At 67.1% G+C, this 12,189-nt stretch carries 11 protein-coding genes; 6 read left to right on the forward strand and 5 right to left on the reverse strand.

Going from position 1 to position 12,189, the window contains the following annotated elements; translation table 11 throughout:
• Nucleotides 1-14: 14 nt before the first annotated feature.
• A complete protein-coding gene (locus tag M1D40_RS16195) occupies nt 15-911 on the forward strand; it encodes an ABC transporter ATP-binding protein (RefSeq protein WP_461169491.1) in 897 nt (298 codons plus the stop codon).
• The gene (locus M1D40_RS16200; protein ID WP_461169492.1) at nt 908-1,711 is read left to right on the forward strand and encodes an ABC transporter permease; all 804 of its coding nucleotides are present in this window, start codon (nt 908-910) and stop codon (nt 1,709-1,711) included. The genes M1D40_RS16195 and M1D40_RS16200 overlap by 4 nt, the downstream gene beginning before the upstream one ends.
• Here the strand turns inward: M1D40_RS16200 and M1D40_RS16205 are convergent.
• From M1D40_RS16205 to dnaK, 4 genes are all read right to left on the reverse strand, one after another.
• Nucleotides 1,708-2,220 carry a heat shock protein transcriptional repressor HspR gene (locus M1D40_RS16205; RefSeq protein ID WP_341395177.1) on the reverse strand — a complete coding sequence of 171 codons (513 nt, stop codon included), beginning with the start codon at nt 2,218-2,220 and terminating at the stop codon, nt 1,708-1,710. The genes M1D40_RS16200 and M1D40_RS16205 overlap by 4 nt on opposite strands.
• 84 nt (nt 2,221-2,304) lie before the next feature.
• On the reverse strand, nt 2,305-3,303 hold the full coding sequence (locus M1D40_RS16210) for a DnaJ C-terminal domain-containing protein (protein ID WP_341395176.1): 999 nt from the start codon (nt 3,301-3,303) through the stop codon (nt 2,305-2,307).
• A gap of 118 nt (nt 3,304-3,421) precedes the next feature.
• Nucleotides 3,422-4,051, reverse strand: a complete 630-nt coding sequence (locus M1D40_RS16215; protein WP_461169493.1) for a nucleotide exchange factor GrpE — start codon at nt 4,049-4,051, stop codon at nt 3,422-3,424.
• 2 nt (nt 4,052-4,053) lie between these two features.
• Nucleotides 4,054-5,934, reverse strand: coding sequence for a molecular chaperone DnaK (gene dnaK / locus M1D40_RS16220; RefSeq protein ID WP_341395174.1), 1,881 nt, complete (start codon nt 5,932-5,934; stop codon nt 4,054-4,056).
• Between the two features lie 251 nt (nt 5,935-6,185).
• On the opposite strand from dnaK, the gene M1D40_RS16225 reads away from it, so the two are divergent.
• The 3 genes from M1D40_RS16225 (at nt 6,186) to M1D40_RS16235 (ending at nt 9,684) form a co-directional block, all read left to right on the forward strand.
• Nucleotides 6,186-6,989, forward strand: coding sequence for a methyltransferase domain-containing protein (locus M1D40_RS16225; protein WP_461169494.1), 804 nt, complete (start codon nt 6,186-6,188; stop codon nt 6,987-6,989).
• A 71-nt stretch (nt 6,990-7,060) separates the two neighbouring features.
• Nucleotides 7,061-7,534, forward strand: a complete 474-nt coding sequence (locus M1D40_RS16230; RefSeq protein ID WP_461171075.1) for an arsenate reductase/protein-tyrosine-phosphatase family protein — start codon at nt 7,061-7,063, stop codon at nt 7,532-7,534.
• Nucleotides 7,534-9,684, forward strand: coding sequence for a chorismate-binding protein (locus M1D40_RS16235; protein WP_461169495.1), 2,151 nt, complete (start codon nt 7,534-7,536; stop codon nt 9,682-9,684). The genes M1D40_RS16230 and M1D40_RS16235 overlap by 1 nt, the downstream gene beginning before the upstream one ends.
• A 16-nt stretch (nt 9,685-9,700) precedes the next feature.
• Here the strand turns inward: M1D40_RS16235 and cls are convergent, their stop codons facing one another.
• Nucleotides 9,701-11,176 (reverse strand): cardiolipin synthase, encoded by a 1,476-nt coding sequence (cls, locus tag M1D40_RS16240; protein WP_445818928.1) that lies wholly within the window; start codon nt 11,174-11,176, stop codon nt 9,701-9,703.
• Nucleotides 11,177-11,245: 69 nt separating this feature from the next.
• On the opposite strand from cls, the gene M1D40_RS16245 reads away from it, so the two are divergent.
• Nucleotides 11,246-12,130: an aminodeoxychorismate lyase gene (locus M1D40_RS16245; RefSeq protein WP_341395170.1), complete on the forward strand. Its 885-nt coding sequence runs from the start codon at nt 11,246-11,248 to the stop codon at nt 12,128-12,130.
• Nucleotides 12,131-12,189: the final 59 nt, after the last annotated feature.

The following is a 12,189-nucleotide window of genomic DNA, read 5'->3' on the forward strand; positions in this document are numbered from 1 at the left end:
CAGCGGCCTCTTCCGTGAGAAAAAACTACGCAGGGAAACCGGCCCTGAACGGGGTGAGCCTTTCCATCCGCGCCGGTGAGGCCCTCGGGCTGCTCGGCCCCAACGGTGCCGGCAAATCCACCCTGCTGAACCTGTTGTGCGGCACCCGGACCCCCGACGCCGGGACGGTGGAACTCTTCGGCCGCAGCCCGCGGGATCCGGCGGCACGGCGGGAACTCGGGACCACGCCCCAGGCCACCTCGGTTCCGCCCACCCTGCGGGTCCGCGAGACCGTCGACTTTGTTGCCGCGCACTACCCGGACCCGGTGCCCACCCCCGAGCTGCTGGCTGACTTCGGGCTCTCCGACATGGCAGCCAAGCAGTGCGGCGGACTCTCCGGCGGACAGCAGCGCCGGCTCATGGTGGCTCTGGCACTGGTGGGCCGGCCCCGGCTGGTGATCCTGGACGAGCCCACCACGGGCCTGGACGTGGAGGCCCGGGAGAATCTCTGGGAACGTCTGGGCCAGTACCGCCGGGACGGCGGAACACTGCTGGTCACCAGCCACTACCTCGAGGAGATCCAGGCACTGTCCGGGCGGGTGGTGGTCCTGAACGGCGGATCCGTCGTTGCCGACGGCACCGTTGATGATATCCGCAGCCATGTCTCCGTGAGCAAGGTGTCCTTCCGCACCGACCTGCCGCCGTCGTCGTTCGCAGCCCTTCCCGAGAGCGCCGGGGTCACGGCCGGACCGGGAAATTCAGTGACGGTGCTGAGCCGGGATGCCGATGAAACGGTGCGCCGGCTGGTCCGCGACAACGTTCCCTTTGCCCGCCTTGAAGTCCATGCCGCCAGCCTCGAAGAGGCCTTCCTTGCCCTCACCCACCAGCCCGCCGCCGGCCCGGAGCCGCTCGCGCGGAAGGAGCAGCCATGAGCGCAGTATCCGCCCCGGCACGCGGACGATCCCGGACGGAGCTGATCCGGGCCCATGCCAAGGCCCAGGTTTTGGAGCAGCTGCGGATTCCGATCTCGGTGATTTCCTCGACAGTGTTCCCCACCCTGGCCCTGGTGTTTTTCGTGCTCCCGCAGGAGGCCGTCACATCCAATCCCGTTGCGTCGCTGATGGCCATTTCCCAGCTCGCCCTCTTCGGCGTCATGAGCTCGTTCCTCTTCAACTACGGCATCGGTGTTGCAGAGGAGCGCGCCAACCCGTGGAGCAGCTACGTGCGGACGCTGCCGGCGGGGGCCGTGCCGCCCACCGTCGGACGCGCCCTGACGGCCATGATGTTCGCTTTCTTCGCCCTGGTCCCGGTGATGCTGGTGGGCCTGTTCACCACCGCGGCGCTGGAGGCCTTTACCACCGGGCTGGTCTCCTGGTGGCGGGTCCCGGCCGCGGTTGCGGTGTGGCTGGTGTGCGGCCTGCCGTTCCTGTTTCTGGGACTGCTGATCGGCTATCTGTGCACCTCAAAGGTGGCCATTGCGGTGACCCAGGTGGTGTTCTTTCCGCTGGCGTTTGCGGGCGGGCTGATGCTTCCGCCGGATCTGTTCAGTCCGGGGCTGAACACGTTCTCCCTGTTCCTGCCTACCCGGGCCGCGCGGGATGTCTCGGTGGCGGTGTTTTCCGGTGAACCGCTCGGGCCGGCCGCACTGCCGTGCCTGCTGGCCTGGACACTGCTCCTCGGCGCCCTGGCGGTCTGGGCCAACCGCCGCGACCAGGGCCGCCGGTTCCGCTAGAGGGACGGGACGTAGCCGCCGTCTGCGTAGTCCACGGGTTCCTGCTTCCCGGCCGGCAGGGCGCGCAGCTTGCCGCGCCGCTGGACCAGCGACGCAAGGCTGAGCTGGCTCGCGAAGGGGCGCGACGCCGGCGGCCGCTGTCCGCGGGTCAGGGTCACGACGTCGCCGGCCAGGCCGGCCGCGAAGACCCTGCTCCGGTCGGGGTTGCGCTGCTGCATGGATTCCAGTTCCTCGGACAGTTCCTGGACCCGGGCGCGCAGCCCGGACACCTGGTTTTCGAGGTGCATGATGCGTTTGATGCCCTCCAGGGACACACCCTCCTGGGAGAGCCGCTGAACCTCGCGAAGCATTTCGATGTCATGCTGCGAATAGCGCCGTGACCTGCCCGGAGCGCGGCTGGGACAGACAATGCCCAGCCGGTCGTACTGCCGCAGGGTCTGCGGATGCATGTCCGCCAGTTCCGCGGCAACGGAGATCACAAAAATAGGCGCATTGACATCGATGCCCATTGTTCCTCCTTGACAGCAGTTGAAGTAGTAACGATAACCCGGTTCGGCTCCCGGGGCACGGGAAACCGAACCGGATGTGCGCTGCTAGAGCCGGGCCTTGGACGCCAGTCCGGCCCGGGGATCTTCGCCCTTTGTGGCCTCAGCGAAAGCTTCGACCGCCGCCCGGGCTTCCTTGTTCAGATGCGAAGGGACGGCGACGTCGATGGTGACCAGGAGATCACCGTCGCCCTTTGCGGTGTGGACGCCCCGGCCCTTCACCCGCAGGGTGCGGCCGGACGGGGTTCCCGCCGGCACCTTCAGCCTCACCTTGTCTCCGGTCAGGGTGGGCACCTCAATGGTGGCGCCCAGCGCGGCCTCCGGGAAGCTCACCGGTACGTGGATGCGGATGTTGTTGCCGTCGCGGACAAAGAAGTCGTGCGGGGTGACGTTCACCGTCACCATGAGGTCACCGTTGCCGGCCGCCCCGGGCTGGCCCTTGCCGCGGACACGGATCTTCTGGCCGTCCTTCACGCCGGCCGGCACCCGCACTTCAACGACTTCGCCGCTGGGCTCGCGCAGGCCAATGACCGTTCCGTTGATGGACCCCGCGAAGGAAATGGTGGTGCTGGCCGTCCGGTCAGCCCCCTTCTGAGGCGGGGCCGAGCCGAAACCGCCGCCGCCGAAGCCGCCTCCGCCGAACAGGTCGGCGAACTCGGGCGGGATGTTGCTGCCGCCCGGGGTGCTGTAGGTGGTGCGGCGGCCGCCGGGACGGGCGCCCTGGCCGAACAGTCCGCCAAACAGATCCTCAAAACCGGCGCCGCCGCCGGGGCCTGCACCGCCCGGACCGCCGGCGGAGAAGCGCGCCCCGCTGCCCATGGCCCGGATCGCGTCGTACTGCTGGCGCTCTTCGGCGTCGGACAGCACCGAGTAGGCCTCGGACAGGTCCTTGAACATCCGCTCGGCGTTGGCGTCGTCCTGATTCTGGTCCGGATGGTACTTTCGCGCCAGCTTCCGATAAGCCTTCTTGATATCGGCTTCCGACGCGTCCTTGGGGACACCCAGAATCTTGTAAAAATCCTTATCGACCCAATCCTGACTAGCCAATTGGAGTCCCCTTCCATAAATTCCTGCTCCTGCCCGGAACCCGTGGGGTTACGGGCAGGACGTGCACTGCGAAAAGAAAAAGGGTGCCCGGGGCCGTGACGGTCCCGGGCACCCGAGGTTACTGCTCCGGAACGGAGACGATAACCTGTGCCGCCCGCAGCACCCTGTCATTGGCCTTGTAACCGGCCCGCAGGATCTGCGTCACTGTATCCAGCTGGACGTCCGGGCTCTGCTGCTGAATCAACGCTTCGTGGATGTTCGGGTCGAACTCGACCCCCACTTCGTCAATCCTGCCCAGGCCGTACGTCTTCAGCGTGTTTTCCAGCTTGTTGGCGATCGAGGCAAACGGTCCGTCCGCCAGGTCGCCGTGCTGGCGCGCTGCGTCGATGTCATCCAGGACCGGCATCAGGGAGTTCAGGACTCCGATGACAGCCATTTCCCGTGCAACGTCGCGGTCACGCTCCACCCGCTTGCGGTAGTTGACGTACTCGGCCTGCAGCCGCAGCAGATCGTTCCGCAGTTCGGCGGCTTCCGTGGAACCCGCTTCCTGCGGCTGGTCCGGCGCGCCGGCGCTGTTGAGGATCTGCTCGGCCTGGGCCAGGGCATCACCGTCAGCTCCGGCGTCTGCACCGGAAGCCGGAGCTTCCGATGCGTCAGCCGGTGAGCTGCCGGACTCCGCCGGCTGCCCGGCGGCTTCCTGCTCGTTGGGGTCGGGCTTCTCGTTGGGGTTTTCGTTCCCTGCCGTCATGATTACTTCTTGTCTTCGTCGTCAACAACCTCGGCGTCAACGATGTCTTCATCGCCCGCTGAGGAGGAGTCGGAAGCGCCGGCACCGCCCGCAGCACCGGCACCGCCTGCAGCGCCTGCGCCGTCAGACTGGGCCTGGGCGTAAATGGCTTCGCCCAGCTTGGTCTGCGAGGTCTGCAGCTTCTCGAACGCCGACTTCACTTCGTCGTCGTTCTCGGTGCCTTCCAGCGCCTTCTTCAGTGCGTCAACGTCGCCCTTGACCTCGGTCTTGACGTCTTCGGGCAGCTTGTCATCGTTGTCCGTGAGGAGCTTGTCCACGGAGTACGCCAGCTGCTCGGCGGAGTTGCGGACGTCGGCTGCCTCGCGGCGCTTCTTGTCCTCCGCTGCGTGCTCTTCGGCTTCACGGACCATGCGGTCAATGTCTTCCTTGGAGAGGGAAGAGCCGCCGGTGATCGTCATGGACTGCTCGGCGCCGGTGCCCTTGTCCTTGGCGGACACGTGGACGATGCCGTTGGCGTCGATGTCGAAGGTGACCTCAACCTGCGGAACGCCGCGCGGAGCCGGAGCAATGCCGGTCAGCTCGAACGTGCCCAGCGGCTTGTTGTCGCGGGTGAACTCGCGCTCGCCCTGGAAGACCTGGATCGCCACGGACGGCTGGTTGTCGTCAGCGGTGGTGAAGGTTTCGCTGCGCTTGGTCGGGATGGCCGTGTTGCGCTCAATCAGCTTGGTCATCACACCGCCCTTGGTCTCGATGCCCAGGGACAGCGGGGTGACGTCGATCAGCAGAACGTCCTTGCGCTCACCCTTCAGGACACCGGCCTGCAGTGCGGCGCCGACGGCGACGACCTCATCCGGGTTGACGCCCTTGTTCGGCTCCTGGCCGCCGGCCAGCTCCTTCACCAGTTCGGTGACGGCCGGCATGCGGGTGGAACCGCCGACGAGGATGATGTGGTCAATGTCGGAGACCTTGATGCCGGCCTCGGAGATGACGTCCTTGAACGGCTTCTTGGTGCGGTCCAGCAGGTCCTTGGTCAGGTCCTGGAACTTGGCGCGGGAGAGGTGCTCGTCCAGGTGCACCGGACCTTCGGGGGTGACCGAGAGGTACTGCAGGGAGATGTTGGTGGAGGTCGCGGAGGAGAGCTCCTTCTTGGCCTGCTCGGCGGCTTCCTTCAGGCGCTGCAGGGCGATCTTGTCCTTGGACAGGTCCGCACCCTTGGCCTTGGCCTGCTGCAGCAGGTAATCCACGACGCGCTGGTCCCAGTCGTCGCCGCCGAGGCGGTTGTCACCGGCGGTGGCGCGCACCTGGATGGTGGAGAAGTCGTCTTCGTCCTTGCCGACTTCGAGCAGGGAAACGTCGAACGTTCCGCCGCCGAGGTCGAAGACCAGGATGAGTTCGTCTTCCTTGCCCTTGTCCAGGCCGTAGGCCAAGGCTGCCGCGGTGGGCTCGTTGACGATGCGCAGGACGTTCAGGCCGGCAATTTCACCGGCCTCCTTCGTGGCCTGGCGCTCGGCGTCGTTGAAGTACGCGGGAACGGTGATCACGGCGTCCGTGACCTTTTCGCCCAGGTACGACTCGGCGTCGTTCTTCAGCTTCTGCAGGATGCGGGCGGAGATTTCCTGGGCCGTGTAATTCTTGCCGTCAATGTCCACCTTCCAGTCCGTGCCCATGTGGCGCTTGACGGAAGAGATGGTGCGGTCGATGTTGTTGACGGCCTGGCGCTTGGCGATCTCGCCTACCAGGACCTCACCGGACTTGGCGAAAGCAACAACCGACGGCGTGGTGCGGCCGCCTTCAGCGTTGGCGATAACGGTGGGCTCGCCGCCTTCAAGGACGGAGACAACCGAGTTGGTGGTTCCAAGGTCGATACCTACTGCACGTGACATGTTTGCTTCCTCTTTCCGTGGAAAACGACGCCGTTGGGAGGAATCATCCATCCCGCAGCGCGTCTTGAGCCTTCTGCACTCAACTTTACTCAGAGCATCGGCTTTGTCAACAAAGTTGAGCCTGATTGACTCAACTCTGTGTATCTGCCGGCCGGGTCTTGACGGCACCCGGCGCAGGCGCCCCGGCGGCAGGAAGGACACACACCGCAAAGTCCGGACAATCCGGTCCGCGGCCCGCGTATTCTCCTCCTATGGCTCCCGAACAGTATTCGCACGGCCACCACAGCAGCGTGGTCGGCGCCCACGCGGCACGGACCGCCGCTGATTCCGCCGCCTATCTGCTTCCGTTCCTGGAACCCGGCATGGCGGTGCTGGATGTTGGCTGCGGCCCGGGCAGCATCACCGCGGACCTGGCCAACCTGGTGGAGCCGGGTCCGGTGACCGGGCTGGATCCGTCCGAAGACGTTGTTGTTTCGGCGCGGAAACTTGCTGCCTCGCGCGGCCTGACGAACATCGGCTTCACGGCGGGCAACGTGTACGACCTGGACTACCCTGACGGAACGTTCGACGTCGTTCACGCCCACCAGGTCCTCCAGCATCTGGCGGACCCGGTGGCGGCACTGCGCGAGATGCGCCGGGTGACCCGGCCCGGCGGCATTGTGGCGGTGCGCGACGCCGATTTCCACGGGATGAGCTGGTATCCCGAGCTTCCGGAGCTCACGGAATGGATGGATACCTACCAGCGGATTGCCCGCGGCAACGCTGCCGAGCCCGACGCCGGCCGACGGCTTGTGGCCTGGATCCTGGAAGCCGGTTTCACCGAGTTCGAGCCCTCCTCGTCGAACTGGCTCTATGCCACGCCGGAGCGCCGGGCCTGGTTCGGGGAGGGCTGGGCCGAGCGGGTGCTGCACTCCGCCTTCGCGGAGCAGGCCCTGGGCCGTGAGCTGAGCGACCGCGCCGGGCTGGAACGGATGGCCGCAGGCTGGCGGCGCTGGTCGCAGGCCGCTGACGGCTGGTTCCTGCTGCCGTCGGGAGAAGTGATTGCCTGGGCCTGATAACCACTCGGTAGGCTGGAGGAATGTACCGAATCAGTGCGGTGTGCACCGGCAACATCTGCCGCTCCCCCATGGCCCAGTTTTGTTTGACCCGCGCTTTTGAAGACGCTGGCCTGGGAGCCCGCGTGAGCGTAACTTCCGCGGGTGTCACCGGGTGGGAGGCCGGACGCCCCATGGATGACCGCACCAGGGCCGAGCTGCTCAAGCACGGCTTTTCCGCGGCCGACCTTGCGCCGTTCCGGGCCCGCGCCTTCGAGCCGGAAGAGTTTGCAGCCCTCGACCTGATTCTGGCCCTGGACTACGGCCATCTGCTGGAGCTCCAGGACCTGGCCCGCACTGAAACGGACCGGGACAAAATCCGCCTGCTCCGCAGCTTCGATCCGGCCGCGGCCGGCCTTCCCCCGGAACAGCTCGGCATCGAGGATCCCTGGTACGGCGACATGCGGGACTTTGATTCCTCCTACGCCCTGATTACCGCCGCGGTCCCGGGCATCGTGCAGCATGCGGCCGCCGCCCTGGACGCAGCTTCCGGCACCGCGGGCTAATGCCTCTTCCCTCCCCCACGGCCGCCGGCACCGCCGCCCTGCCGGTGATGATCGCCGTCGACGGCTTCTCCGGTGCCGGAAAAACGACTCTCGCCATTGAACTGGCCGCCGCCCTGCGCGCCCACCACCGGGTGTCCCTGTTCCATCTGGAGGATATTTATCCGGGCTGGGACGGCCTGGCCGACGGCATCGCCTACTACTGCGGGCAGGTCGCAGCGCCGCTGGCAGCAGGACGCCCGGCGGTCTGGCAGGCATGGGACTGGGACGCGGGCCGCTACGGTCCGGCCCGCACCACGGAGCCGGCGGAAATCGTCATAGTGGAGGGCGTTGGAGCCACCGCCGCCGCTGCGGGGCAGCTGCTTGACGCCGCAGTGTGGGTGCAGGCGCCCGCCGACCTGCGCCGGGAACAGGCGCTGGAACGCGACGGTGAAACCTACGCACCGCACTGGGAGCGCTGGGCGGCGCAGGAACGCAGCTGGGCCGCCGCGGATCCCGCGGCGGAACGCGCGGACATCACCGTTGACCGGCAGCACCGGCGCGGAACTCCGGCGGAAGCCGCGGGTTATGTCCTGCGCGCCCTGGCTGATCTGTCCCTGCCGCGGCTGCAGCTGGCCCGGCCCGAAACAGGTGCCGCGTCCGCCGCCGTCCGCGTGCACCGGATCGAGGCGCAGCCCGATCCCGCAGAGTTGTTTGCCGCCCTGTACACGGACTCGGCGCGCGCGGTCTGGCTAGACAGTTCCAGCGCGGCGGCCCCCGGGCTTCCCGCGGAGTCCGGCGCCGCACACATTGCCGCGCGCAGCCGGTACAGCATCATGGCCGACGACGGCGGAGCGCTGGGCAGGTACGCCGAGCACCGCAGGGGCGTGACCACCGTGGTGTCCGGGCCGGTCACGGTGTCCCGCCCCGGTCCGTTTTTCCAGTGGCTGGACTCGGTGTGGGGCGAGCCCCGGGCCGCCGTACCCGAGGACTACCCCTGCGGATTCGCCCTGGGCTGGCTGGGTTTCCTGGGATACGAGCTCAAGCGTGAAACCGGCGGCTCCGACACTGCTCCGCCCGCGGACGGGGCGCCGGACGCCGCCCTGCTTTTTGCGGGCCGGGCAGTGGTGCTGGACCACGAACTGCGCTGCCTGTACGCGCTGACACTGGGCGATGACGACGGCGCGTGGGCCGGCCGGGTCAGGGACGCAGCGCAGGCTGCCGCCGGTGTCGGCGGTGTCGGCGGTGTCGGCGGTGTCGGCGGCGCGGGCTCCGGCGGGATTCCCTCCGTCCCGCCGGCTCCCGTCCGGCCGATTCAAAGCACCCCGGAATTCACCGTCCGGGACAGCCGGGACTCCTATCTGGCAAAGGTCCGGTCCGCCCAGCAGGAAATTGCGGACGGCAATTCCTACGAAGTCTGCCTGACCACGTCCCTGAGCGCCCGGCTGCCGGTTCCGCCCGACAGCCGGACGCTGCTGGAGATGTACCGCGCACTTCGGGGGCGCAGCCCGGCACCGTTTGCTTCCCTGCTGCGGTTCGGCAGTTTCGCTCTGGCCGGCACCTCACCGGAGCGGTTCCTGTCCATGGACGCCTCCGGGCTGATGCGTGCCGAACCCATCAAGGGAACCCGCCCGCGCGGCGCCACTGTACAAGCGGACCGGGAGCTGGAGGAAGACCTGGTGACCTCGCTGAAGGACCGCGCTGAAAACGTCATGATCGTGGACCTGCTGCGCAATGACCTGTCCCGTTCCGCAGTTCCGGGATCCGTCACCGTTCCGCGGCTGTTCGCAGTGGAAAGCTACGCCACGGTCCATCAGCTGGTCAGCACCGTCGATGCCCGTCTGCTTCCCGAGGCGTCCCGGGCTGAAGCTATTGCCGCCGCCTTCCCGCCCGGATCCATGACCGGCGCTCCGAAGATCAGCACCATGGCCATCCTCGACCGGCTGGAGGGTGCGCCGCGCGGCCCCTATTCCGGCGTCGCCGGCTGGTTTTCCCTCACCGGAGCCGCTGATCTTTCGGTGGTGATCCGCACCCTGGGGGTTCAGGGGAACTCGCTGACGCTGGGGGTGGGCGGAGCCGTCACTGCCGATTCCGATCCGGCATCGGAATGGGAGGAAATCCGGGCCAAGGCCTTCGGCGTCCTCAGCGCACTGGGCGCCCGGTTCCCCGGCTGAGGAACGGCCTGGCCGGCTACTGCAGCGTGGCCGTCAGCCGGCACACATTGTCGATGTACCGCTGCCAGACCGGGCGGTCCACCCACTCGGAGAGCAGCAGCTCCCGCGACATGGAACGGTAGGTGTCCTCGATCCGGCGGGTTTTCGCCACGATGTCGCCGTCAAACATCATGATCGACACCTCCAGGTTCAGCGAAAAGGACCGCATGTCCATGTTTGAGGAACCGAGCACCGCCACCTCGTTGTCGATGGTGAAGTGCTTGGCGTGAAGGACCAGCGGCTTCGGGTAGAGATAGATCCGGATGCCGGCCCGCAGCAGCGCCTCGTAGTAGGAGCGCTGGGCGTGGTCCACCAGGAACTGGTCGCCCTTCTCGGATACAAAAAGCTCCACCTGCACGCCGCGCTGCGCCGCCGTCGTAATGGCATACAGCAGCGAATCGTCAGGAACGAAGTACGGGCTGGTGATGGAAATCCGGTCCGAGGCCGAATAGATCAGGGAGGTGAAGAGCCGGAGGTTGTTTTCGGTGGAGAATCCGGGACCGCTGGGCACCACCTGGCAGGTGACTTCACCGGGGTGCGTTGTCCACTCGTAGAGGCTGAGTTCGCGTTCCAGGTTCTCGTCGGTTTCCGCGTTCCAGTCGGTCGCGAACACCACGTTGATTTCGTCAACCACCGGCCCCTCCAGGCGGGCCATCAGCTCCACCCATTTGCGCCCCATCCTGTGGTTGCGGGGCTTGCGGTAGGACGGTTCCACCAGGTTCTGCGAACCGGTGTAGGCCACCTGGCCGTCCACCACGAGGATCTTCCGGTGGTTGCGCAGGTCCGGGCGGCGCCACTGGCCGCGGGCCGGAAGGATGGGCAGCATGCGCCGCCACTGGATGTCGGTGCTGCGCAGTTCCTTGAGCAGCTTGCGGTATCCCTTCACCCGCAGGGTGCCGATGTGGTCGAACAGGAGCCGCACCGGCACGCCGCGGGCCGCCGCTTCCTTGAGGGCGGCAAAGAAGTCCCGGGTGACGGCGTCGTAACTCATGATGTAGAACTCGACGTGCACGTATTTCTGCGCGCCCCGGACCACCTCGGTCATCTCCCTGATGGATTCGTCGTAGTCCCGCTGCAGTTCCACTTTGTTGCCGTCCAGGCTCGGGAACGATCCCAGCCTGCGGTTCAGCTCGGTGGCGGAAACCACCCACTCGGGACCGGAATACCGGCTGCCTTCGGCCTCGAGTTCGCGGGTGTTCTCACGTACGGCCCGGTTGACTTCAGCCTGCCGTTTCACCCGGTGTTCAGACAGCCGGAAGTTCCCGAAGAGCAGGAACAGGATGATTCCCGGGACCGGAAGGAAGAAGATGCACAGCAGCCAGGCCATGGCGGTGGTGGGGCGCCGGTTGCCGGGAACCACGCCCAGCGCAATGATTCGGATGGCGTAGTCAAGGATGGTGAGTGCAGTGGCAATCCACAAAGGCAGCGTCGAACCGGTTAATGCCACCCACACACGACGCTCCCATCAGCTGATCCTTATCCTCAAGCCTAGTCTGCCGCACCGGCAAACTAGGCTGGGCACATGACTGTTCTGGTATTTTTGGACCCCGAATTCCCCGAAGGCCGCCTGGCCGACGCTTCCGTTCCGCAGCTGATGGCCACAGATCTCGGCGCGACCCGAGGCGACGGCATCTTCGAATCGATGCTGGCCGTGGACGGCAGCGCCCGCAAAATGGACGCCCACCTGGACCGGCTGACATCCTCGGCCCGCGCCCTGGACCTTGAACCGCCGGCGCGCGGCGCCTGGGAGCGTGCCGTCGCAACAGCGCTGACGGAACTGGTGCTGCGGGAAGGCCCGGGCGAGGCCGTGGTGAAGCTGCTGCTGACCCGCGGCGTTGAAGGGGCGCACTCCCCCACGGCGTGGGTTGCCGCTTCCCCCGTTCCGGCCGGCACACGCGAACGCACCGCGGACGGCGTGTCCGTACTGCTGCTGGACCGCGGTTACGACAGCACTCTGGCGGAGCGGGCACCGTGGCTGCTCCTCGGAGCCAAGACCCTCTCCTACGCCGTCAACATGGCCGCCCTGCGCTACGCGAAGGCCAACGGCGCCGACGACGTCATTTTCACCTCCGCCGACGGCAAGGTCCTGGAAGGCCCGACGTCCAGCGTCATTTTGGCCGTGGAAGAGGACGGCGTCAAAATGCTGCTGACCCCCGAGCTGGAGAGCGGGATCCTGCCCGGCACCACCCAGCGGGCGCTGTTCGACGCCGCCGAAGCGGCCGGCTGGGCCCGGGGTTACGGCCCGCTGGAGCCGGCGCACCTGATGGAGGCCGACGCCGTGTGGCTGGTTTCCAGCATCCGGCTGCTGGCTCCGGTTACCTCCATCGACGGAACGCCGATCAGTTCCTCCCCCGCTCTCACCGAGGAACTGACCGCCCTGCTGCGGGAAGCGCTGACGGAGGGTTAACGAGAGGGAACGGCCGCCGCCGGGGCGCCCCGGCGCGGGCGCCCCGGCGCGGGCGCCCC

The sequence above is a fragment of the Arthrobacter sp. Z1-15 genome, from assembly GCF_054792395.1.